This window comes from Nocardioides zeae (assembly GCF_030818655.1).
Lineage (GTDB): Bacteria > Actinomycetota > Actinomycetes > Propionibacteriales > Nocardioidaceae > Nocardioides > Nocardioides zeae_A.
The window spans coordinates 573,978-597,388 of record NZ_JAUTAN010000001.1 but is presented as its reverse complement, the minus strand read 5'-3'; the positions used below and the strand labels follow the sequence as shown (position 1 = coordinate 597,388).

At 73.6% G+C, this 23,411-nt stretch carries 20 protein-coding genes, 1 tRNA gene and 1 pseudogene; 8 read left to right on the top strand and 14 right to left on the bottom strand.

All coding sequences use genetic code 11. The features are described 5' to 3' along the window. Positions 1–79: 79 nt before the first annotated feature. Complete coding sequence (locus QE405_RS02765; protein ID WP_307198693.1) at positions 80–1,708, top strand: MXAN_6640 family putative metalloprotease; 1,629 nt, start codon at positions 80–82, stop codon at positions 1,706–1,708. 68 nt (positions 1,709–1,776) lie between these two features. On the opposite strand, the gene QE405_RS02760 is transcribed toward QE405_RS02765, so the two are convergent. Continuing rightward, positions 1,777–2,178, bottom strand: coding sequence for a DUF5709 domain-containing protein (locus QE405_RS02760; protein ID WP_307198692.1), 402 nt, complete (start codon positions 2,176–2,178; stop codon positions 1,777–1,779). Positions 2,179–2,206: 28 nt separating this feature from the next. Further along, positions 2,207–2,926, bottom strand: a complete 720-nt coding sequence (locus QE405_RS02755; RefSeq protein ID WP_307198691.1) for a M50 family metallopeptidase — start codon at positions 2,924–2,926, stop codon at positions 2,207–2,209. A 119-nt stretch (positions 2,927–3,045) separates the two neighbouring features. Here QE405_RS02755 and QE405_RS02750 point away from each other — a divergent pair, with 119 nt between their 5' ends. Continuing rightward, positions 3,046–5,214: a S9 family peptidase gene (locus tag QE405_RS02750; RefSeq protein WP_307198690.1), complete on the top strand. Its 2,169-nt coding sequence runs from the start codon at positions 3,046–3,048 to the stop codon at positions 5,212–5,214. Between the two features lie 18 nt (positions 5,215–5,232). Here the strand turns inward: QE405_RS02750 and QE405_RS02745 are convergent, their stop codons facing one another. Further along, entirely contained in the window at positions 5,233–5,952 is a 720-nt protein-coding gene (locus tag QE405_RS02745) for a PaaX domain-containing protein, C- domain protein (RefSeq protein ID WP_307198689.1), read from the bottom strand. 78 nt (positions 5,953–6,030) lie between these two features. On the opposite strand from QE405_RS02745, the gene QE405_RS02740 reads away from it, so the two are divergent. From QE405_RS02740 to QE405_RS02730, 3 genes are all read left to right on the top strand, one after another. Continuing rightward, entirely contained in the window at positions 6,031–7,659 is a 1,629-nt protein-coding gene (locus tag QE405_RS02740) for an acyl-CoA dehydrogenase family protein (RefSeq protein WP_307198688.1), read from the top strand. Between the two features lie 71 nt (positions 7,660–7,730). Continuing rightward, positions 7,731–9,017, top strand: coding sequence for a Fic family protein (locus QE405_RS02735; protein ID WP_307198687.1), 1,287 nt, complete (start codon positions 7,731–7,733; stop codon positions 9,015–9,017). Between the two features lie 66 nt (positions 9,018–9,083). After that, complete coding sequence (locus tag QE405_RS02730; RefSeq protein WP_307198686.1) at positions 9,084–9,545, top strand: PPOX class F420-dependent oxidoreductase; 462 nt, start codon at positions 9,084–9,086, stop codon at positions 9,543–9,545. A gap of 25 nt (positions 9,546–9,570) precedes the next feature. Here QE405_RS02730 and QE405_RS02725 read toward each other — a convergent pair whose 3' ends face one another. The 8 genes from QE405_RS02725 to QE405_RS02690 form a co-directional block, all read right to left on the bottom strand. Then, positions 9,571–10,671 (bottom strand): alpha/beta fold hydrolase, encoded by a 1,101-nt coding sequence (locus QE405_RS02725; protein WP_307198685.1) that lies wholly within the window; start codon positions 10,669–10,671, stop codon positions 9,571–9,573. A gap of 432 nt (positions 10,672–11,103) precedes the next feature. Then, complete coding sequence (locus QE405_RS02720) at positions 11,104–11,310, bottom strand: hypothetical protein (RefSeq protein ID WP_307198684.1); 207 nt, start codon at positions 11,308–11,310, stop codon at positions 11,104–11,106. A 486-nt stretch (positions 11,311–11,796) separates the two neighbouring features. Next, positions 11,797–11,870 (bottom strand) — tRNA-Met (locus QE405_RS02715). A 102-nt stretch (positions 11,871–11,972) separates the two neighbouring features. Then, positions 11,973–14,999: a UPF0182 family membrane protein gene (locus QE405_RS02710; RefSeq protein ID WP_307198683.1), complete on the bottom strand. Its 3,027-nt coding sequence runs from the start codon at positions 14,997–14,999 to the stop codon at positions 11,973–11,975. Further along, complete coding sequence (locus QE405_RS02705; protein WP_307198682.1) at positions 14,996–15,640, bottom strand: PPA1309 family protein; 645 nt, start codon at positions 15,638–15,640, stop codon at positions 14,996–14,998. Before QE405_RS02705 ends, QE405_RS02710 begins: the two co-directional genes overlap by 4 nt. Beyond that, positions 15,637–16,707: a YlbL family protein gene (locus QE405_RS02700; protein WP_307198681.1), complete on the bottom strand. Its 1,071-nt coding sequence runs from the start codon at positions 16,705–16,707 to the stop codon at positions 15,637–15,639. Before QE405_RS02700 ends, QE405_RS02705 begins: the two co-directional genes overlap by 4 nt. A gap of 46 nt (positions 16,708–16,753) precedes the next feature. Further along, the gene (locus QE405_RS02695) at positions 16,754–16,975 is read right to left on the bottom strand and encodes a hypothetical protein (RefSeq protein WP_307198680.1); all 222 of its coding nucleotides are present in this window, start codon (positions 16,973–16,975) and stop codon (positions 16,754–16,756) included. Between the two features lie 73 nt (positions 16,976–17,048). After that, a complete protein-coding gene (locus tag QE405_RS02690; RefSeq protein WP_307198679.1) occupies positions 17,049–17,558 on the bottom strand; it encodes a molybdenum cofactor biosynthesis protein MoaE in 510 nt (169 codons plus the stop codon). 67 nt (positions 17,559–17,625) lie between these two features. On the opposite strand from QE405_RS02690, the gene QE405_RS02685 reads away from it, so the two are divergent. Continuing rightward, on the top strand, positions 17,626–19,011 hold the full coding sequence (locus QE405_RS02685) for a zinc-dependent metalloprotease (RefSeq protein ID WP_307198678.1): 1,386 nt from the start codon (positions 17,626–17,628) through the stop codon (positions 19,009–19,011). Next, positions 19,008–19,508: pseudogene (locus tag QE405_RS02680) on the top strand (NUDIX hydrolase); the annotation flags it as partial. The gene QE405_RS02685 and the pseudogene QE405_RS02680, both read left to right, overlap by 4 nt. Positions 19,509–19,579: 71 nt before the next feature. On the opposite strand, the gene QE405_RS02675 reads toward QE405_RS02680, so the two are convergent. The 3 genes from QE405_RS02675 to QE405_RS02665 form a co-directional block, all read right to left on the bottom strand. Continuing rightward, positions 19,580–20,218, bottom strand: coding sequence for a M48 metallopeptidase family protein (locus tag QE405_RS02675; protein WP_307198677.1), 639 nt, complete (start codon positions 20,216–20,218; stop codon positions 19,580–19,582). A gap of 17 nt (positions 20,219–20,235) precedes the next feature. After that, the gene (locus tag QE405_RS02670) at positions 20,236–21,294 is read right to left on the bottom strand and encodes a PHP domain-containing protein (protein WP_307198676.1); all 1,059 of its coding nucleotides are present in this window, start codon (positions 21,292–21,294) and stop codon (positions 20,236–20,238) included. 238 nt (positions 21,295–21,532) lie between these two features. Further along, positions 21,533–22,339: an enoyl-CoA hydratase/isomerase family protein gene (locus tag QE405_RS02665; protein WP_307198675.1), complete on the bottom strand. Its 807-nt coding sequence runs from the start codon at positions 22,337–22,339 to the stop codon at positions 21,533–21,535. Between the two features lie 111 nt (positions 22,340–22,450). Here QE405_RS02665 and QE405_RS02660 point away from each other — a divergent pair, with 111 nt between their 5' ends. Beyond that, on the top strand, positions 22,451–23,380 hold the full coding sequence (locus QE405_RS02660) for a hypothetical protein (RefSeq protein WP_307198674.1): 930 nt from the start codon (positions 22,451–22,453) through the stop codon (positions 23,378–23,380). Positions 23,381–23,411: the final 31 nt, after the last annotated feature.

The following is a 23,411-nucleotide window of genomic DNA, read 5'->3' as shown; positions in this document are numbered from 1 at the left end:
GCCCAGCGCGCTGTCACCGCCGAGCCCTAGGGTGTCGCCTGTCCGCACCGGGCGGACGCTCGTCCTGGGGAGGATCCCTATGCGTTATCTCGCGCGGCCCGTCGGAGTGGCCGCTGTCGCCGTCATGCTGGGAGCGACGCTGCTCCCCGGTGGCGCTGCCCGCGCCGAGGTCCCTTCCTCGGCCGCGGTCGTCGCCCTCGACGAGCCGACCGACCCGCCGGCGCCGCTCGCGCTGCCCGCCGATCCCGACGACATCACGACCGCGCAGGCGGAGCAGGCCCTCGAGCGGGCCGAGATCCTCATCGCGGGCGAGGCGCCTGCAACCACGACCGAGGGTACCGCCGAGTCCCCGACCCTCGCGCTGCGCGACCTGATGATCGCCAAGCCCAAGCTCCGGGGCGCCGACCGCGAGGCCGCCGACCGCCTGTTGGCGCGACCGACTGACGGGGCGAACGATCCAGGGGAGGACGGCTACCCAGCCGGCTCGACCGTCAAGTCGGGGTGCACAGGTGGCATCTGCGTGCACTACGTCGACAAGGCGCAGAACGAGCGGATCGGCGCTACCGCCGAGTGGGCCTCGCAGACGGCGCAGGTGGCGAAGAACGCCTACGACTACCTCGTGAACAGCCGCGGGTACCGCGCCGCTCCCTCCGACGGCACGCGTGGGGGCAACGCAAAGCTCGACATCTATCTCACGGACCTCGGCAGCCAGAAGGTGTTCGGGTACTGCGCTCCTGAACAATTTGTACCGGGATCGAACTATCGCGCCACGTCCTACTGCGTGCTCGACAACGACTACGCCGAGTTCAAGCCGACGGCCCCGCTGAACTACCTTCGTGTCACCGCAATCCACGAGATCTTCCACGCCATCCAGTTCGGCTACGACGTGTTCGAAGACTCGTGGCTCTACGAGGCCACGGCCACCTGGATGGAGGAGGTCTGGGCCTCCGACGTGAACGACAACCGGCGGTACCTCAGCGACGGCCAGCTGGGCCGACCCCTGGTCGCGCTCGACGAGTTCGAGGACGACACCGCAAACTCCTACGGCAACTGGATCTTCTTCGAGTACCTGGAGGAGCGCTTCGGCGCCAACATCGCCCGCAGCGTCTGGGAGCGGGCGTCGGCCACCAGCAGCCCGGGCCAGCACTCGCTCTACGCGCTCCGCACCGTCCTCAACGGCCTGCGCGACGCCTCGGGCGCCCGCACCGAGTTCGGGCGGGAGCTCGCGGGCTTCGCGGCCGCCAACCAGCTGCCCGCGGCGTTCTACGACGAGGGCTCGGCCTACACGGCGGCGCCGGTCAACGCGGGCTACGCGGTCTCGAAGAGCACGACGCCCGTCTCCCGCCGCTTCAGCGTGCCGCAGCAGACGACGTACACGGTGCGGTTCCAGCCGAGCTTCTCGGCGCCGAGCCAGCGCTACCGCCTGCGCCTGCGCTTCTCGACGCCGGCCGCGGCGACGAACCCGGGCGCGTTCGTCGTGGTGCAGTACACGAACGGCACCGTCAAGCGCGGTGCGATCAGCCTGAAGTCGGGCACGACGACGCAGTACCTGGCGTTCCAGCCCGGCCAGGTGCGCAACGTCTACGTCTCGTTCGCCAACGCCTCGTCACGCCTCGACTGCAACCTGGACACGGCGCGGGCCTGCGGCGGCGAGCCGCTCGACGACGACGTGCGCTACACCCTCGACGCGGTGGCCCAGCGCTACTGACGTCGGCCGGCTCGACCGACGACGCCGCGTGCCCCCGGTCGGGGACACGCGGCGTCGTCGTCGGGGCGTCAGACCTGCGGGTCGTCCTCGATGGTGTGCATGGCCGCCTCCTCGGCGCTGGCGCCCGCACCGTCGATGCCGCCGTCCTCGGCGAAGCGGTCGTCCTCGCGCAGGTTGCCCGCCCCGTCGTCGCTTGCCACGAGACGACCGGTGCGCTCGGCGCCCACCTCGCCACCCACGGGGCCGTCGACCACGTCGGCGTCGAGCTCCTCCTGGAGGCCGTCCCAGACGTCGGGCTCCTCCTGGGCGACGCGCTCGTCGATGGTCTCGCCCTCGAGCTCGCCGGCGGCGGTGACGTCCTTCTGGTTCGACCCGCGCAGGCGCTCGGGCGGCGAGATGCCCTCGTCGAGGATGTCGTCGACACCGCGGTCGTCGAGCGTGTCCTGGGGCTGCAGCTGGTCCTCACTCATGGGGTGACCGTAGGCACGCGACACAACCTCACGTGTCGGCCGCCGCCCACAGCAGCAGTGCACCCAGCACCGCACCACCCGCGGTGACCAGCAGGAAGACCACCACCCAGAACCCGCCGGGCAACGGCGTCAGCCGTCCCAGCATGTCGGCGTCGGAGTGCGGCGCGCGACCCTGGCGGCGTTGCTGCTGCAGCTCGATGACGGGTCGCGGTGCACTCAGCAGCAGGAACCACGTGGCGACGTACGCCGACGCGACCTGCACCGGCCCGCTCGCCCACCAGGTGACGGCGAAGACCGCGAGCCCCGCGACGAGCACCGCCCACAGCCCGAAGAAGTTGCGGATCTGCAGGAGCAACAGCGCGAGCAGCAGGAGCGCCGTCCACAGCCCCGCCACGGCGTACCCGCGCGACACGACCACCGCGGCCACCAGCCCGAGCAGGGTGGGAGCGACGTACCCGCCGAAGGCGGTGACGATCATCCCCGGCCCCCGGGGCCGACCGCGCGAGACCGTGAGGCCGGAGGTGTCCGAGTGCAACCGGATCCCCGCCAGCCGTCGGCCGCTCAGCAGCGCGGCGACGCCGTGCCCGCCCTCGTGCACGATCGTGACGAGGTGCCGGGCGCGGCGCCAGAGCGGGCGGTAGGCGACGAGCACCACGGCGAGCCCGGCCGTGAGCGCGACGGCGCGGGGGTCGAGCGCCGGCTGACGCGTGACGACGTCACCCAGGACGCGGTCGAGGAGATCGGGCACGCCCCCAGCATGGCCCAGCCCGCGAGACGGGCGCCGCCCCGGGCACGGCAGCAGTCGTGTCCCCATCGTGACCACCCGGCCGCTGCCGACCGTCGGTGGGCGTGGCTAACGTGCGGAGCGTGACTTTCTCGGACCACGCTCAGGACGCCCACGCCTCCACCGCATCCACCGCCCCCACCGCACCCCCCGCACCGTCCCCGGCCGGCTCGCCGTTCGCGGACCTCGCCGACTACGTCGCGCTCCCCCGCGTCGAGTCGCTGACGCGGTCGGTCGACGGCTCCCGCGTCGTGCTGACGGTGGCGACGCTCGACGCGGATCGCACGGGCTACGAGCGCGCGCTCTGGGAGGTCGACGCCGCCGGCGGCGGGACGCCGCGGCGGCTCACCCGGAGCACGGCCGGGGAGTCCGGCGCGGCCTTCACCGCGGCCGGCACGCTCCTGTTCACCTCCTCCCGCACCGGCGGCGGGGGTCCGGAGCGGGACGGCAGACCGGTCACGCAGCTCTGGGTGATCGACCCGGCCGGCGGCGAGGCCCGGCCCGTCACCGCCCTCGCGGGCGGCGTCGGCGCCATCGCCGCGACGGCCCGCGAGGCCGAGACGGTCGTCCTCGCGGCCGACCTCCTGCCGTCGGCGACCACGTTCGAGGACGACGCCCGGCTGCGGGAAGAGCGCGCGAAGCGGAAGGTCGCGGCGATCCTCCACGAGCACTACCCCGTCCGGGTCTGGGACCACGACCTCGGCCCCGACGAGCCGCACCTGCTCGCGCTCGACCTCGCGGCCCTCGCGCCGGAGACCGTGACCCCCGCCGCCGCCGACGGGAGCACGCAGGACGCCGGGGACGCGCCCGCGCCGTACCCGGCGCACCTCCCCCGCCCCGCCGACCTGACGCCCCACCCGGGCCGCAGCGCCGACACCGGCGGCACGGCGCTCACGCCCGACGGCCGCACCCTCCTCGCCGCGCTCCGGCGCCGCCAGGGTCGGGGCGACCGCTTCGCGCTCGTGGCGATCGACGTCGCCACGGGTGCCCACACGACGCTGGTGGACGAGCTGTCGACCTACATCGAGGGCCCGGTCGTCAGCAACGACGGCGCCTGGGTGGCCTACGTGCGGGCGTCCTTCTCGACGCCGGCCGGTCCCGCCGACCAGCACCTGTGGATCTCGCGCACCGACGGCAGCGAGGCGCGCGAGCTGGCGGTCGGCTGGGATCGGTGGCCCACCGAGATCGCCTTCGCCCCCGACGACCGCTCGCTGGTGGTCGTCGCCGACGACGACGGTCGCGGCCGGATCTTCCGCGTGCCGCTCGAAGACGGACCCGTCACGGCGCTCACCACCGACGACCACGCCTACACGCAGGCCCACGTCGGTCCCGACGGATCCGTCGTCGCCCTGCGGTCGAGCTGGCAGGTCGCACCCCACCCCGTGCGCGTCGAGGTCGACGGCACGGTGACCGAGCTCGCCACCCCCGCGCCCCCGCCGGCCCCGGTCGGCACCATGGCCGACGTGGAGACCGTCGCCGAGGACGGCTCCCGGGTGCGCGGCTGGCTCCTCACCCCGCCCGGCGCCTCCGCGGACGCGCCGGCGCCGCTGCTCCTGTGGATCCACGGCGGTCCGCTGAACAGCTGGAACGCGTGGAGCTGGCGGTGGTGCGCCCAGCTGCTGGTGGCGCGCGGCTACGCGGTGCTCCTCCCCGACCCGGCGCTCTCCACGGGCTACGGCCTCGACTTCATCGCGCGCGGCTGGAACGCCTGGGGCGGCGCGCCCTACACGGACCTCATGGACATCACTGACGCCGTCGTCGCGCGGCCGGAGATCGACGAGGGGCGCACGGCGGCGATGGGCGGCTCGTTCGGGGGCTACATGGCGAACTGGGTGGCCGGCCACACCGACCGCTTCCGCGCGATCGTCACCCACGCCAGCCTCTGGGCGCTCGACCAGTTCCGCGGCACGACCGACGGCGCCTACTACTGGGACGAGATCTTCGACGAGGCCGGCCTCGTCGCGAACTCACCCCACCAGTTCGTCGACCGCATCTCGACCCCGCTGCTCGTCATCCACGGCGACCGCGACTACCGGGTGCCGATCGGCGAGGGCAACCGGCTCTGGGCCGAGCTCGCCCAGCACCACGCCGACGAGCACGGCGTCATGCCGCACCGCTACCTCTACTTCCCCGACGAGAACCACTGGGTGCTCAAGCCGCAGCACGCGACGGTCTGGTACGAGACGGTCATCGCCTTCCTGGCCCAGCACGTGCTCGGCGAGGGGTGGGAGCGCCCCGCCCACCTCGGCTGAGGCCGCACCCGCGAGGCCTCAGCCGGCGGCGCGGGCGGCGAGGTCGGCGACGTACGCCGCGTAGACCGCCCGCAGCCGCTCCCCCGGCCACCCGGCCGGGCGGAGCGGGGGCGGCAGGAGCGGGTCGGTGCCGATGTGGCGCACCAGGGCCGCGGCCCCGGCCAGGCGGTGGGCGGGCGTCGGCGCCTCGGCGACGTACGCCGCGAGCTCGTCCCCCTGCGCCGCCCACGCCGCGAGGTCCCACAGCCGCGCGACGAGCCGCTCGGGGTCGTCGGGCCGGCTGGTCAGGGTCTCCAGCAGGTCGGGCTCGGCGACCGGGCCCGGGCGCGTGAGGTTGGCCGGACGCATCCAGACGCCCTCCCGCAGCTCGGCGAGCCGCAACCCCTGGAGCTCGTCGCGCAGGGCGGACCGGGCCGGCCCGGGCCGACCCCCGCCCACGACGACCGCCGTCTCCCAGGCGCCGTCCCAGGCGCGCTCGCTGTCGACGACCGCCTCGTCCTGGCGCAGTCGCCGGGCGACGTGGCGTTCACCGAGCAGGTAGGCGCCGTCGTCGCGCACGAGGTCCCCGGCGGCGACGGCCCGGGTCAGGGCGACCCGCATCGTGGCCGCCGGGACCCCGACGTGCTCGCCGGTGGCGACGAGCTGCGCGGCGGTCAGGCGGGCGGGGTGCGCGCCGAGGAGCACGCTCACCGCCACCGAGCGAGCGCTGAGGAGGGGGAGGTCGACCACGGACGCCATCGTGCTGCATTACGTCTCTCGACACAATCGTCGCCGAATGCGTAACATCAAGAGCAGTCGCCGACCCCAGGAGCAGCCATGACCACGACGCACGAGGTGCTCAACCAGGCACCGCCCCTCGAGGGCCACGACACCGCCCACGACCCCGCCCTCCTCGCGGGCATCGAGCGCGAGGGCGCCGGCTGGGCCCTCGACGAGATCCACGAGCTCGGCCGCCTCGCCGGCACCGCCGAGGCCCGGGAGTGGGGCCGCCTCGCCGAGCGCGTCCCGCCGCGGCTCCACACGCACGACCGCTACGGCCATCGGGTCGACGAGGTGGAGTACGTGCCGGCGTACCACCGCCTCATGGAGACGGCCGTGACCCACGGGCTCCACGCGGCCCCGTGGTCGGACGACCGACCGGGCGCCCACGTGGCCCGCGCCGCCAAGTTCATGGTCTGGTCGGTCGACGCGGGCCACGGCTGCCCCGTGTCGATGACCTACGCCGCGGTGCCCGCGCTGCGGCACGCGCCCGCGCTCGCCGCACGGCTCGAGCCGCTGCTGACGAGCCGGGAGTACGACCCCGGCCTCCGCGACCCCGCGACCAAGCGCGGGCTCATCGCGGGCATGTCGATGACCGAGAAGCAGGGCGGCTCCGACGTGCGCGCGAACACGACGACGGCGACCCCGCGTCCCGACGGCACCTACGAGGTCGTCGGCCACAAGTGGTTCACCTCGGCCCCGATGTCCGACCTCTTCCTCACCCTGGCGCAGGCGCCCGGCGGCCTCTCCTGCTTCGCGCTCCCCCGCGTGCTCCCCGGCGGTGAGCGCAACCCGATCCGCTTCATGCGCCTCAAGGACAAGCTGGGCAACAAGTCGAACGCGTCGAGCGAGATCGAGTACGACCACGCCACCGGGTGGCTCGTCGGCGAGGAGGGCGCGGGCGTCCGCACCATCGTCGAGATGGTCAACATGACCCGGCTCGACTGCGTCATCGGCTCGGCGAGCGGCATGCGCACCGCCCTGGTGCTCGCGACCCACCACGCCCGGCACCGGCGCGCCTTCGGCAAGGCGCTCCTCGACCAGCCGCTCATGCGGAACGTCCTCGCCGACCTGACCATCGAGTCGGAGGCCGCGACCACGGCGATGCTGCGTCTCGCGGGGGCGAACGACCGCGCCGTACGGGGCGACGAGGGCGAGTCCGCCCTGCGGCGGCTGGCGCTGGCGGTGACGAAGTACGCCGTGTGCAAGCGCGCGCCGATGGCGGCGGGCGAGGCGCTGGAGTGCCTGGGCGGCAACGGGTACGTCGAGGACTTCGACCTCGCGCGCATCTACCGCGAGCTGCCGCTGCTCTCGATCTGGGAGGGCTCGGGCAACGTCGCGGCGCTCGACGCGCTGCGCGCCATGGCGCGGGAGCCGCACACGGTCGACGCGTTCTTCGCCGAGGCGGAGCTGGCGGTGGGGGCCGACCGGCGGTACGACGAGGCCCTGGCCCGCCTGAAGAAGGAGCTGACCTCGTTCGACGACATCGAGCTGCGGGCCCGCCGCATCGTGGAGCAGCTCGCGCTCGTGTTCCAGGGCGGCCAGCTGGTGCGGCACGCCCCGACCGCGGTCGCCGACGCGTTCTGCGCGACCCGCCTGGCCGGCGACTGGGGCCACGCCTTCGGCACCCTGCCCGCGGGGCTCGACCTCGACCCGATCCTGGAGCGCGCCGCCTCGGGGCTGTGAGTGGGCGGCCCTCGCCACCCTCCGGTCCTGAGGGGCTGCCCCGCGTCCCACCGAGGTGGGAGGATCGGCCCGTGACCTCGACCGGCGCAGCCCCGACGGACACCGCCACCGACTGGCCGCCCCACGGCACCGAGCGTCGTCCGTGGCGCTCGTCGTCGGGGCGCGGTCCGCGCGCCGACCGTGCCGTGCGGGCGATCGACGTGCGGCTGCCCCCGCGGATCGCGGAGGTGACCTACGAGCCGTCCCGCGCGCTGCGCACCCACCTGGCCCAGGCCGGGGACGGGCTCGTCCGGCTCGACCAGGTGCACGGCCGCAGCCTCGGCGCGCTCAACCAGCTGCTGCTGCGCACCGAGTCGATCGCATCGAGCAAGATCGAGAACATCGAGGCGAGCCTGTCCGACTACGGCCGGGCGCTGGCCGGCCAGCGCGCCAACGCCTCCGCCGTGTCGATGGCGGCGGCCACCGAGGCGCTCGCCGGGATCATCACCACGACGGGGGCGACCGGCGAGCTGACGCTCGCGGCGATCCTGCGGGGCCACCACGACCTCTTCCGCCAGCACCCCGACCTCGGACCCGGCGCCGGCCAGGTGCGCACCCGGCAGAACTGGATCGGCGGGTCCGACTACTCGCCCCGCAACGCCCTCTTCGTGCCGCCTCCCCCCGAGACGGTCGAGCCCTACCTCCAGGACCTCGTGGCCTTCGCCAACCGTGAGGACGTGCTGCCGCTGGCCCAGGCGGCGATCGTGCACGCGCAGTTCGAGTCCATCCACCCCTTCGTCGACGGCAACGGTCGCATCGGCCGCACGCTCATCCACGCCGTGCTGCGCCGCCGCGAGGTCACCCGCCGCCTGACCGTGCCGATCGCGTCGGGCCTGACGGCCCACCGCGAGCGCTACTTCGACGCGCTGGGCGACTACCGCACCGGCAACGCGGCCACCATCATCGGGCTGCTCGCCTCCGCGACCATGTGGGCCACCCACGAGGCGCGCCGCACGGTCACCAACCTGCAGCTGGTGCACGACGACTGGGCGGAGGCCCTCGGGCACCCCGAGCCCGGCACGCCCGACTCCGCCGCGCTGCGGGTCCTCATGGCCGAACCGATCATCACCACCCCCGCCCTCGGCGACCGCCTCGGCCTCGACGCCGCGGCGACCGAGGCGCTGCTCGACCGGCTGCGCCGCGGGGACGTGGTCGCACCCCTGACACCGAAGCGCGCCGACCGCGTCTGGGGTGCGCACCTCGTGCTCGACGAGGTGCGTGACCTCAGCTCGCGCATCGAGGCGCTGAGCCGCCGGGACGCCGGCGACCCGGGCAACGAGGGCGGGCCCGTGTGGGCGCGGCCCTGGCTCGGGCACTGACGACACGGGCGGGGTGACCGGCCCGCTGGCAGGATCGGGGCGAGCCCACCGGCAGGAGGAGACCCCATGGCCCGCACCATCGCCACGTCCGACCGCGTCGAGCGCGACGAGCTGCTCGACTTCGTGCGTCCCCGGCACCGCATGGTGCTGCTGACGGAGCGCTACGACGGTACGCCGCAGGCGTCACCCGTCACGGGCGGCCTCGGTGACGACGGCTCGATCCTCATCGCCACCTATCCCGAGCGCGCGAAGACGACGAACGTCCGTCGGCGCGCCCGCGCCAGCGTGGTCGTGCTCTCCGACGACTGGGACGGCCCCTGGGTGCAGGTCGACGGCGACGCCGAGGTGCTGGACGTGCCGGAGGCCCTCGACGCGTTCGTGGAGTACTTCCGCAACATCGCGGGCGAGCACCCCGACTGGGACGAGTACCGCCAGGCCATGCTCGACCAGGGCAAGTCCCTCATCCGGATCACACCGACCCGCTGGGGTCCCGTGGCCACGGGCGGGTTCCCGGCGCGCTTGGCCTGAGCCGGCCCGGCCGCGCGGCGCCCCCTCAGCCGTCGGCGGCCTCGAGCTGCGCGACGACGGCCGGCCACGTGTGGTGCCGTGCGGCGCTGCCCGCGACCAGGCCGAGGTGGCTGAAGCCGCTCACCTCGACGTACCGCATCGTCGCCGCCGACGGGAACGACCGCGTGCCGGCCTCGACCGCCGCGGCCGACGCGACGGCGTCGGTGGTGGAGCCGACGAGCGTCACCGGGGCGACCAGGCGGTCGAGCTCGACGACGACGCCGCGACCGAGGTGGACCGTGCCGGTCGCGAGCTCGCGCCGCACGATCAGCCGGGTGTGCATCTGGTGGTAGAGGCGCCCCGGGTAGCCCGGCATCGCCGCCATGAACTGGTCGATCGCCTCGCTGCGCGCCAGGGTCTCGGTGTCGGCGAGGTTCGACAGCAGGAACCAGGGCTTCTTGAGCTCCCGCGTGGGCGCGAGCCCGCGGTAGACCAGCTGCACCAGGGGCGCCGGCACGCCGCCGAGCAACGCCGTCGGGGCGGTCATCACCCGCGAGCCGAGCCGCTCGTCGAGCCACCGCAGCGGACGGGCCGACGCGTTGAGGCCGTAGTCGATCGGGGTGCCCAGCGCGGTGATCGACGCGATCGGCAGCTCGGGCTGGGCCGCCCCGGCCAGCAACGAGATCGTGCCGCCGAGCGACCAGCCCACGAGGTGCACCGGTCCCCCGCCGTGGAGGGCCGACACGCGCCATACGGCGTCGGGGACGATGCGGCACGCGAAGTCCTCGAACCCGAGCTGGCGGTCTGCGAACGTGACGTCGCCGTAGTCGACGACGTACGTGGGCCGCGCCGCGCGGTCCTGCTCCCCGTCCCCCTCCGCCAGGTACGTCGCCAGGCTCTGCCCCGGTCGGAGGTCCCAGCACGTCGCGGGCACGGCCAGCGGCGGCACGAGGAGCACGGGCCGCCCCGTCGTCGGGGTCGACGAGGTGAAGCGGCGCAGCTGCGCGTGGGGCGCGTCGTGGACGACCTCGGACGGGTGCGGTCGGGGCCGCTCGACCCCGGGGCCGAGCCACGACACGGCCCAGGCGTTGCAGGCCGCGGAGCGTACGACGCGGGAACGGGCGAGGAGGGCGTGGCCGTCGAGCATGCCGAGGATTATGACCCGCGGGTAACAAGTGGGGGCGGGAGTGTGACGCAGACGGCTGCCTCTCCCCCGGACGTCATGCGGTTCGGTCGCCGGGGCCACCGCGGCGCATGACGTCCGGCGCCTTGGGGCGTGCGGGGGCGGTGGCGGGCCCGCCGGGCCGAGAAATGTGCGGCTGGGGCCAATCCGCCACGATCAGCAGTGGCGCAGCCGCACTGTTCCCCGGCAAAGCGGGCCGGGGCGCACCGGTCACGACGAATTGTCGCGTCCCGGGTCGGATGAAGGCTCTGGCATGTCCCGCGTTCACGAGGTCCGGCCGCATCAACTCCGGGACCACCCGGGCGCACTCGTCCAGCGCGTCGCCCTCAAGCGAGAACGGGGGCGAAGGCGGTTAGCACGTCTCGCACCATCGGAGATGGCCCGCTGGCGAAGGACTCAATGGCCCCGGATCCTCCCCCGCGCGCGACGCAGCAGAAGAAGGTTGCCGACGATAAAGGCGGCCAGGTACACGGCCAAGGCGATCCAGAAGAACCAGCCCCGGGCGGCGATGGTCACGACGAGGACGAAGGCGAAAGTCAGAGCGGCGTTGTACCCGCCCAGCACGAAGCTCGCCCGCTCGGCCTCAGTGCCGTCGACTGCCATGCCAGCAACCTAGCGGTTGAGCAGCGGGACGTCGGCTGCTGGGTGGTGCCGGCGTCCCGGGCGGTCGACCATCGTGATGAGCATCCGAACGTCGGGGAGATGCTGACAACTCGGTTGAACATCGCCCGACGACCGTCTCGCTCTCGCGTCGATGTCGACACCCGATGCGGGGCGGACATCTGCAACAGCGCCTCGGCCTTGTCCCGGGCGATGCGGTGATAGTGGTCCACCGCCACCTTGGGGCACCCCGCACACGTTCCGCAAGACGATGGCGACGGTGATCAAGTCGGACGCACCCATCTTCGGACCGTCTGCATCGTGACGGCACTGACTGGCGCAGCGGTCGACGCGCTCCGGATCAACCGTGCCGCTTGTCGCCGCGGATCGCGTACGCACCCGCACCATTCCGCGGGGTCTCCGCGGGGGCTAGGTGCGGCCGGGAAAGACGAACGGCCCCCGATCCGTAGATCGAGGGCCGTTCCTTTGTAGCGGGGGCAGGATTTGAACCTGCGACCTCTGGGTTATGAGCCCAGCGAGCTACCGAGCTGCTCCACCCCGCGTCGGTGAACAGAACATTACGCGGATCGCCCCCAGACGCCAAATCGGGGCCGGGTGAACCAGGTCACCCGGCCCCGATCGAGGCGTTTCCGCAGATCAGCGACCTACTCGGTCGACTCCACCGGCGGCTCGTCGGTGGGCTCGTCCGTAACGTCGCCGGCACCCGGAAGGTCCTGCGCGAGCTGGAGTGCACGCTCGACCTTCGTCCGACCGGACTCGATCAGCTCCTGGTAGCCGGCGAGGTCCCCACCGGACAGGGCCTCGTCGGCCGCGGCGAAGTCCGCGTCGGCGTCCGCCAGCAAGGAGGCGACCTGATCCTCGAGCGGCTCGGTGCTCGGCGTCCCGCCAGTGTCGGGGTCCTCGCCACCCTGGCCCTCGTCGTCGGGGTCCTCGATGACCTCCTCGCTCGGCGGGTCGACACCGAGGACGCTCGACAGTGCCTCACCCAGCGTCGCACCCACGCCCACCGTGTCTCCTCCGAAGGAGACGCTGACGAACCGCAGGATCGGGTACGCGGCGTCACCGGAGGTGCGCAGGGAGTAGATGGGCTGGACGTACAGGAGGCTGTTGCCGACGGGCAGCGTCAGCAGGTTGCCGTAGACGACCTCGGTGTTGTTCTGGTTGTTGAGCGGGAGGACCGCTTGCGAGACGCCCTCGTCGGACTGGATCTGGTTGGAGATCTGTCCCGGACCGTCGACCTGGCTGGTCGAGCTGAGCCGCCGTACCCGGAACGTGCCGTAGCTGTCCGCCGACGCATCACCGTCGACGGACACGAACGCCGCGAGGTTCTGCCGGTTGTTGGGCGTGAAGACGCTGGTGATCGAGAAGGTGTCCGGCACCAGCGGGTCGTCCGACGGGACGGACAGCCGGTAGGGCGGCTGCAGGGACGACTGGTCGTTGGGGTCGACCGGAACGGCCCAACGGTCGCTGCCCTCGTAGAACTCGTTGGCGGTGTCGACGTGGTACGACGCCAGCTGGTAGCGCTGCACCTTGAACATGTCCTCGGGGTACCGCATGTGGTTGAGCAGGCCCTCGGAGATGTCGTCCTTGTCCTTGACCGTGCCGGGGAAGGCGCTCATCCACGCCTTGAGGATCGGGTCCTCCTCGTCCCACGCGTAGAGGGTGACCGTGCCGTCGTAGGCATCAACGGTCGCCTTCACCGCGTTGCGGATGTAGTTGATCTCGTCGGTCGGCACCGTCTGGAACGGGTTGTTGTCGGCGAGCGAGTCGTCGGTCATCTCGTCGAAGGACTCGCTGTTGGACAGCGGGAACTGGTCCGTCGTCGTGTAGCCGTCGATGATCCAGACGACCCGGCCGTCGACGACGGCCGGCAGCGCGTCGTTGTCGACGGTCAGCCACGGCGCCGCCTTCTCGACGCGGCGCTGCGGCTCGCGGTCGTAGAGGATCCTCGAGTTCTCGTTGACACGGCCGGAGAGCACGATGTTCGGCTCGCCGAACTTCACGGCGTAGAGCAGCTTGTTGAAGAGCCCACCGACCGGGACACCGTCGGCGCCGTCGTACGTGGTCGTCGTCTGGCCGCCCTCGCCCTGCGGGACGTCGAACTCCACGCTGTTCGCGTCCTCGTTGGCCTTGCCGACGATCGAGTACGACGGGCTGTTCTCACCGAAGTAGATCCGGCCCTCGTAGCCGTCCTCGTCGAGGTTGCTGAGGTCGCCCGACGGGGGCAGACCTTCCTCGGCCCAGGCCGGATCGCCGGCGACGATCTGCTCGTTGTCGGCGCGCTTCTGGTTGCCGTACGCCGCGATGACGCCGTAACCGTGGGTGTAGACCGTGTGGAGGTTGGCCCAGTTCTGGCTGCCGTCCGGGATGCCCTGCTGGTTGAGCTCGCGGACACCGAGCACGACGTCCCGCTCGATGCCGTCGATGTCGTAGGTGTCGACGTCGAGCACCTCCGGCACGGTGTAGTAGCCGCGGACCTGCTGCAGCTGGTTGAACGTTCGCGGGACGACCGCCGGGTCGACGAGGCGGACGCCGCCCGAGGCGGCCACGGTGTCGGCCAGTGCCGACCGGGTCGACTCGTCGGTGTTGCTCAGGTCCGTCTGCGCGGTGAACTCGCTGATCTCCACGTCCGCGATCCCGAACGCGTCCTTCGTCGCCGCGAGGTGCTTCTCGATGTAGGGCGCCTCCTTGTCGGCCTGCGTCGGCAGCACCTGGAAGCGCTCCATGATCGCCGGCCAGATCATGCCGAGGAGGATGGAGGAGAGCACGAGCAGGCCGAGGCCCACCGTCGGCAGCATCCACGTGCGCCGCCAGACGTTGAGGAAGAACAGCACGGCGCAGATCACGGCGATGCCCATGAGGATGTTCTTCGCCGGGAGCACCGCGTTCTCGTCGGTGTAGCCCATGCCGTCGATGTAGCCGCCGGTCGCCGACAGCAGGTCGTAGCGGTCGAGGAAGTAGTCGACGCCCTTCACCAGCACGAGCAGGCCGACGAGGATCGAGAGCTGGATCTGCGCGGGGCTCGAGAGCTTGTCGCGCGCCGCCTGCAGCCGGACCCCGCCGTACAGGTAGTGCACGACGACCGCACCCATGATCGCGACGACGAGGGCGGCCATGGTGAAGTCCACGAGGAAGTGGAGCCACGGGAGCTGGAAGACGTAGAACCCGAGGTCCTTGCCGAAGAACGGGTCGTCGCTGCCGAAGTCCTGCGCGTTGCGCCAGAGCTGGTAGTCACGCCACTGCCCCGACGCCGAGGTGCCGGCGAACACGCCCATGAGGGCGCCGATGATGGCGAGCAGCCACCGGCGGACCGGCGTCACGGCCTCGCGGTAGCGGTCGAGGCTGGTCTGCTCCCCCGACGGCGGCCGGAACGTCGGCCGGAACCGGTAGGCCAGGTACATGTTGAGCGAGACGATCCCGGCCATCAGCACGCCGAAGAGCGAGAACAGGCCGATCCTCGTCCACACGAGCGTCGAGAAGACGGACGAGTAGCCGATCGAGTCGTACCAGAGCCGCTCGGTCCAGAAGGTCGAGAAGCCGGCGAGGAGCACCAGCAGCGCGACGATGACGACGGCCGTGATGAGGAGGGCCCGGGAGCGCCCCGACGGGGCGGGCCGACCACCGGACCCGCGTCCTGGTCGTCGGGGTCCCGGGTCGAACAGCTCGCTCACGTGTCTTGCTCCTCGTCGTCGAAGGTGGAGTCGTCGAAGGTGGTGGACAACAGCTGGACGAGGCCCGGCACCAGGTCGGTGCCTCCGACCACGGAGTGCTCGTCGTCGTGCGACCGCATGCGGAGGGCGCAGTACGCCGCGCCGGCGCGCGTGACGCCGACGACCATGCGGACCTCCTGGCGGAGCGGGTGGGACCGCGCGAACTCCGCCGCCGCGGTCGGGTCGGCGGGGATCTCGGGGTCGACCTCCGGCGGCAGCACGAGCCGCTCGAGGGTGGCGGCGCACCCGGCGACCTGCGGCGGCCAGGCGATCTCGGCGACGGCCGACTCGAACGACACGTCGCCCGGCAGCTCGTCCTGCTCGACCGGCGTCAGCGACCCGGCGGCGTCGTCCTCGTCGAGGCCCATGGCGGCGGCGAGCCCGGGCGCCTGCGCGGCGAGCAGAGCCGTGTCGACGAGCGCGTAGAGCCGGGCAGGCTGGCCCCAGCCCTCGCTCGCCGCGTGGGTCTCGAGCTCGAGCACGGCGGCCGCGAGCGCGGGGTCGGTGTCGAGACCGGCGTCGAGGTCGGCGCTCCGCTCGCTGCCCACCACGGCGTCGAACGCCCGGGGGTCCACCGGGTCGGTCGGGTCGAAGCTGGTCATCCCACCACGTCCTCGCAGGTCAGCACATCGGCGTCGGGGTCCTGGGCGAGCGCCTCGACGGTGGAGACCGCCCGGTCGAAGGTGTCGATCGCGACGATGCGCATCGAGCCCCGGGCGGCCTGGAGCGCCTCGCCGCAGTTGGCGGAGGGCACGAGGAACACGTCGGCGCCCGCGTCCCGGGCGCCGGGGATCTTCTGCTGGATGCCACCGATCTGGCCGACCTCGCCCGCGGACGAGATGGTGCCGGTGCCCGCCACGTGCAGGCCCCCCGTCAGGTTCCCGGGCGTCAGGTAGTCGTAGACCGCCAGCGCGAACATCGTGCCGGCGCTCGAACCGCCGATCCCGGGCGGCGGCGTCAGCGTCACCGGGAACGGGAACACGAAGCCCTGGATCGGCGTGATGCCGATGCGGGCCACCGTCTCCCCCGAGACCTCGTCCTTGTCCGCGACCGACGCGATCTGCACCTCGCGCTCGGTGCCGTCCCGCTCGACGGTGACGTCGAACTGCGCGCCCACGCCGGCACGCCGGACGATCTCACCGAGCTGCGCAGGATCGGTCAGCTCCTCGCCGTCGACGGAGCGGAGGGTGTCACCGGGCTGCAGCACCCCGGCGGCCGGGAACCCGTCCTCGACCGCGCCCACCTGCACCGTGGAGGTCACGTCGATGTCGAGCGCCTCCAGCGCAACCGCGACTGAGACGTCCACCGAGCCCGTCATCTGCAGCGCCGCCTGCTGCGCCGAGGTCTCGTTGTCCTCGTCGTCGCTGTAGACCGTGTCGTAGGGACGCACCGACGCATCCGGGTCCCGCCACGCGAGGAGCGCCTCGGCGAGGGTGAGGTCGGTCTCCGGCCGCGTGATGCTCGCCGTCGTCATCCGCAGCTCACCGGCGGTGGGCGGGTAGACCTCGTGGTCCTCGATCGTGATGCTCGCGCCGTCCTCGTCACCGATCAGGTCGGCGGTCTGGCCCGGGTAGTAGGTCACGAACGGAGCGGGCAGGAAGAACGCCGCCGCCCAGAGCGCGACCACCAGCGGCACGGCGACGATGCCCGCCAGGGTCCGCTGGTTCATGCACCTAGCCTCTCAAATGGCCGCAAGGTGCGGACGGCCGGTCCGATCAGTCCGCACCCGGACGGCGGACGGCGACCCCGGTGCTGCGGTCGCGGCGCGACGGCGGCACGGCGTAGCCCGCGCGGGGCGGCTGCTCGAGGGCGCTCCCGATGCGGCGTACCTGCTCGAGGCGGTCGGGAGCCGTGCGCTCCCGCCCCAGCCACGAGACCCACACCATGGCGACGACGGTCACCACCGCCGGGGGCACGAGCCAGAGCAGGATCTCCACGCCGGGAGCGTACGCCGCGGCGCGGCCCCGTCCGGGGATCCGCGCCGTGCCGCCGGGAGGGTCGGCCCGACCGTCAGGGCGTGCCCACCCAGGAGTCCGAGCCGTCGGCGTACTTCTGGTGCTTCCAGATCGGCACCCGCGCCTTGAGGCGGTCGATGAGCGCGCGGGTGGCGTCGAACGCGGTCCCCCGGTGCGCCGCCGCGGTGCCGAGCACGACGGCGAGGTCCCCGACCGCCAGCGCACCTGTGCGGTGGACCACGGCGAGCGCCTTCACGTCGAACTCGGCGGCGACCTCGGCGCACACCTCGTGGAGGGCCGCGAGAGCCCCGGGGTGCGCCGTGTAGTCCAGCGCGCCGACCTCCTGGCCACCGTCGTGGTCGCGCACGCGGCCGATGAAGAGGTCGACCCCACCGGCGGCGGGGTGGTCGAGGGCGGCGAGCACCTCGTCGACCGACAACGCCGCGTCCCGCACGGCGACGAGGCGGACGACGTCGCCGGGGTCGCCGGGGTCGCCTGGGCCGCCCGGCTCGCCCGGCTCGCCGGGGTCGCCCGGGGACGCGTTGGTCGCGGCAGGAGTGGTCACCGACCCGATGCTAGCGATCCGGGCCGGAGCGGGGATCGGCTGTGCGGCGACGAGTACCGTGGGACCCATGAACGACAAGCCCGGAAACCCTCACGGCGACCAGCCCGGCGACGACCAGAACCCCTTCCGCGGCACCCCGTTCGAGCAGATCTTCTCCGCCGGCGGGCTGGGCGGGCTCCTCGGCGGCGCGGGCGGTGCCGGCGGCATCCCCGACCTGTCGGCGATCATGCAGCAGATGCAGGCCTTCATGCAGCCGCACGACGGGCCGCTGAACTGGAACCTCGCCACCGACATCGCCCGCAAGCAGGTGGCCGCGTCGCCGGACCCGTCGACGACCACGGCCCAGCAGGCCGCCGTCGACGACGCCGTCCGCCTCGCCGACCTGTGGCTCGACGCCACCACCGACTTCTCCAGCGGGGTCACCTCGACCGCCGCGTGGAGCCGCGCCGAGTGGGTCGTCGGCACGACCGACGTCTGGAAGGTGCTGGTCGAGCCGATGGCGGCACAGGCCGTCGGCTCCATCGGCGACGCGCTCCCCGAGCAGGCCAAGGCCATGGGCGGTCCTCTCATCGAGATGATGGGGCGTGCGACCGGCGCGATGCTGGCGTCGCAGATCGGACAGGGCATCGGCGCCCTGGCCGGCGAGGTGCTGAGCGCCTCCGACATCGGCCTCCCCCTCGGCCCGACGGGCAAGGCCGCCCTCGTGCCGGCCAACATCGCCGCGTTCGCCGAGGGCCTCGACGTGCCCGCCGGCGACGTGCTTCTCTACCTCGCGCTGCGCGAGGCCGCCCACCAGCGGCTCTTCGCCCACGTGCCGTGGCTGCGCGACCACCTGGTCGGCGCGGTGGCCGACTACGCGCGGGGCATCGACATCGACATGGGTGCCATCCAGGAGCGCCTGCAGGGCCAGCTCGGCAACATCGACCCCTCCAACCTGGCCGACCTCCAGCAGGCCATGGAGGGCGGGTTGTTCGAGATCGAGGCCTCGCCCGCGCAGAAGGCGGCGCTCGAGCGGCTCGAGGTGACCCTCGCCCTCGTCGAGGGCTGGGTCGACGAGGTCGTCGGCCAGGCGACCACCGATCGCATGCCGTCGGCGACGAAGCTCGCCGAGGCCGTCCGCCGCCGCCGTGCCAGCGGCGGCCCGGCGGAGCAGACCTTCGCGACCCTCGTCGGCCTCGAGCTGCGCCCGCGTCGCCTCCGGGACGCCTCCACCCTCTGGGGCTCGCTCCGGCAGCGCCAGGGTGCCGAGGGGCGCGACGGCGTCTGGATGCACCCGCACCTGCTCCCCACCGCCGCCGACCTCGACGACCCGCTGGGCTTCCGCGAGGACGCGCTCACCACCGACGAGCTCGGCACGAGCAACGACGAGGACTTCGACGCCGCACTCCGCGACCTGCTCGACGGCGGCACGAAGGGCGACGGCGCCCCCGACTCCCCCGACGACGAGGCGTGAGCCTCCACGCCGACGCGCGCGCCGCTCTCGCGGGCTGGCACGCGCCCGACGCGGAGCAGGAGCGGCTGCGCCGCCGGTACGTCGCGCACCTCGACGCCCACGCCGAGGGGGTGCTGCGGCGCAGCGTGCCCGACCACCTCACGGCGAGCGCCGTGGTGCTGGACGCCGCGGGTGAGCACGTGCTGCTGACGCTGCACGCCAAGGCCGGCCTGTGGTTCCAGCTGGGCGGACACTGCGAGGAGACCGACGCGACGCTCGCCGGCGCGGCGTACCGCGAGGCGGTGGAGGAGTCCGGCATCGCCGCCGGCCGCCTCCGCATCGATGTGTCGCCCGTGCAGCTGTCGCCCCACCCGGTGCCGTTCTGCCGGCCCGCCGGCCTCGGCGAGGACGAGGTCGTGCACCACCTCGACGTGCGCTACCTCGTCGTGGCCGACGCACGGGTCGATCCCGCGGTCAGCGAGGAGTCCCTCGACGTGCGCTGGTGGCCGGTCGACGCGCTGCCCGAGCCCGAGCCCGCGCTGGTCGAGGCCGTCGCGCTGGCCCGGGCCCGCCTGCGGGCCCGCCCGGCTCAGTCGACGGCCGACGCGGACCCGTCGGGATCGTCGTCGGGGTCGTCGTCGGGGTCGTCGTCGGGGTCGTCCGGCTCCTCCGGCGGCTCCACGTTGTTCGCCGCCGACCAGCCGAGCAGGTAGCCCCGCGCCCGCTCGGACTGCGGGTAGTGGGCCACCCAGGCCCAGAAGTCGGCGTCGTGCCCGGGCACGAGCAGGTGGGCGAGCTCGTGCACCAGCACGTAGTCGACCACCCACGCAGGCATGCCCCGCAGGCGCGTGGAGAGCCGGATGGTGCCGTCGCCGGGCGTGCAGGAGCCCCAGCGCGAGTTCTGGTTGTCGACCCACCGCACCGAGGTGGGCCGGGCGAGACCCCCCAGGTAGCGGTCGCTCAGCCGCATGGCCCGCGCCATGAGGGCGTCCTCCGTGGGGCGTCGACGCTCGTCGGCCCGGTCGAGCCGCCCGACCATCTCCACGACCCAGCGGTCGACCTCGCGGGCCGAGAGCGACGCGGGGACGAGCACGATGACGCGGCCGTCCTGCCGGTAGGCCGAGACGGTGCGCCGGCGGCGGCGCGAGCGCCGTACCTCCACCTCCGGGGCAGGACCCTTCGCGGCAGCCGTCTCCTCGGCCCCGCCGTCCCGCGCCCCGCGCTCCATGGGCCGACGCTAGCGCCTCAGCGGGGCCGCGCCCAGGAGATCAGCCGATCGCGCGACCACGTGTTGACGATGCGGTCGGGCTCGATCCCCGCGGCCTCGGCCCGCTCGCACCCGTGGACCTGCAGGTCGAGCTGTCCGGGGGCGTGCGCGTCGGAGTCGATCGAGAACAGGCAGCCGAGGTCGCGCGCGAGCTCGAGCAGCGCCGTCGGGGGGTCGCGCCGCTCGGGACGGGCGTTGATCTCGACCGCCACGTCGTTCTCGGCGCAGGCCGCGAAGACCTCCTCGGCGTCGAAGGTCGACGGGGGCCGCGTGCCCCGCCCTCCGCTGACGAGCCGCCCGGTGCAGTGGCCGAGCACGTTCACGAAGGGGTTGCGCACCGCGGCGACCATGCGGCGCGTCATCGGCCGGCTGTCCATCCGCAGCTTCGAGTGCACGCTCGCCACCCGCAGGTCGAGCTGCTCGAGCAGCTCGTCGCTCTGGTCGAGCCCGCCGTCGTCGAGGATGTCGACCTCGATCCCCTTGAGCAGGCGGAACCCGTCGGGGGACTCCGACGTGGCCCCGCCGAGGTGGTCGTTGACGGCATCGACGACCTCGAGCTGCCGGGCGAGGCGGGACGCGCTGAGCCCCCGGGCCACCTTGAGGCGCGGCGAGTGGTCGGTGAGCACCAGGTAGTCGTGGCCCAGCTCCATCGCGGTCATCGCCATCTCCTCGATCGGCGACCCGCCGTCCGACCAGTCGGAGTGGGAGTGCAGGTCCCCCCGCAGCGCCGCGCGCAGGGCGTGCCCGCCCGACGTCTGCGGGCCGCCCAGACGGCGCTCCAGGTCGCCGAGGCGCCGCGGGACCTGCCCGTGGGCTGCCTCCGTGACCACGGTCGCGGTGCTGGCCCCGATCCCCGGGAGCTCCGTGAGGGTGCCGTCGGCCACCCGACGGTCGAGCTCGTCGTCGCCCAGCTGGAGCACGGCGGCCGCGGCAGCGCGGTAGGCCTTCACCTTGTAGGTGTCCTCCCGGGCCCGCTCCAGGAGGAAGGCGATGCGGCGCAGCGCAGCGACCGGACCGGCGTCGTACGCCTCCGTCATGCTCGTCCCTCCCCAGCTCGTCCACCGATCCTGACGGATCTCCACACACCGTTCCACACGTCGTCCACAGGTTCATCCACAGCGGTGGAGAAGACCGTGGGCTCTCCCGTGGACGCGACGTTGACCCGGGCCCCCGCACCCCCTAGCGTTGCGGTCGACGAGGCCCCCGGGCGCTCGTGCCACAGGCAAGGGGAAGGCCGGTGGCGCGGGCACCGGGGGTCTCGCTCGTCCCGGGACGTCACCGGTCCCGGAACACCGGCGCCCGCCGCTCGCGCGCTGCGGAGAGACCTTCCTGCAGGTCCTCCGTCGCGAGCGTGACCGGCTGCGCCAGCGCCTCCCACTGCAGGGCCGCCTCGATGTCGCGGTGACCGGCCCGCAGCGCCAGCGTCGCGAGCCGGCTCGGCTGCGGCGCCGTGGCCGCGATGCCGTGGGCCGCCGCGCGCACCTCGTCGAGGAACACCTCCGGCTCGACCACCCGGGACGCCAGCCCGAGCGCGACCGCCTCCTCGTCGCGCACGAGGCGACCCGTCAGCACCAGGTCGCGCGCGTGGGCCGGACCGACGACGTCGGGCAGCAGGTAGGTCGTCGCCATGCCCGGATGCATCCCGAGGCCGACGAACGGCACGCCCAGCCGGGCGCCGCGCGCGGCGTACCGGATGTCGCAGGCCAGCGCGACGGCCAGTCCGGCGCCGATCGCGGGGCCGTTCAGCGCCGCGATGGTCGGCACCTCGAGCCGGCGCACGGAGAGCCACGTGCGGTAGAACGGCAGCATCCGCGCCCGCAGCCGGTCGACCGTCGCGTCGGGCTCGGAGGCCAGCCAGGACAGGTCGCCGCCCGAGCAGAACGCGGACCCCTCACCGCGGACCACGACGACCCGGACGGACCGGTCCCCCACCAGCGAGTCGACCGCCGTGCCCCACGAGGCCGTCATCTCGCCCGACATCGCGTTGCGCTGCTCGGGGTTGTCGAGGACCAGCTCGACCACCCCGTCGTCGTGACGCTCGATGCGGAGGTGGGGCAGCCGTTCGGTGGCGAGGTTCGTCATGGACGCAGGCTAGCGACGGCCACCGACGACCCCGGCTCACGCCACACCGGCGGGCCCGGACCTGTGGACGAGCGCCGACGCGGGCCCCCGGATCGTGCCAGGGTGCCGCGCATGGACCCCTCGCGACCGATGCTGCTGCGGCCCGGCGCGCACGTCGCGCGCCGCACCGACGGGCACCTGCACGTGGGGTTCCCCGGCGCGTCCGCGACGACGGTGCCGGACGCGGACGACGTACGGCGCCTGCTCACCGCCCGGCGCAGCGGGACCGACCCGGAGGAGGTGCTCGGGCCGGTGGCGTCCTGGTCGTCACGGGTCCGGCTGGCCGACGAGCGGCTGCGACGGCGGGACCTCGTGGTCGACGCGACCAGCGCGCTGGCGGCCGCCCGGGCGGCCGACCGCGTCGTCGCCGACGGGGCCGCCGGTGTGGCTGCCCTCCTCGCGACCGATCCGGGCGGGGGCGCGGCCCGCGCCGCGGCACGGCGCGGGCACGGTGTCGCGGTGCGTGGAGCGGCGCACGCAGGTCCGCTCGTCGACCTCCTGCGGCGGGCGATGCTGACGTGCACGACGGAGGAGGCGGACGCGGTCGCGACGGCGGACGGCATCCCGACCGTGGTGGCCACGGTCGGCGAGCCCGACCGCGCCGCGTCCGACACGCTCGTGCGGGAGGGGCGCGACCACCTCTGGCTCGCCGTCCTGCCCGACCGGGTGCGGGTCGGGCCGTTCGTGGCGGTGGGCGCGACCGCCTGCCTCCGCTGCCTCGACGCGGCGCACCGGGAGGAGGACCCCCAGCACCCCGTGGTGCTCGCCCAGTCGACGGGGTCGCCGCCGGGCGTGCTGCCGCCGCCGGTGGACCCGGTCGGCCTCGCGCTCGGGGCGGCGGTCGCGGCCCGGGACGTCGTGCGGTACGTCGACGGCGGTGTCCCGCTCACCTGGTCCACCACGGTCGAGGTGTTCCCCGGCGACGCCGACGCGGTGCGGGCGTGGCCGCGGCACCCGTGGTGCGGCTGCTCCTGGCAGGACGGGACGGGCCCGCCGGGCTGATGCCCGACGGGTCCGTCGTGGGATTCGAGCT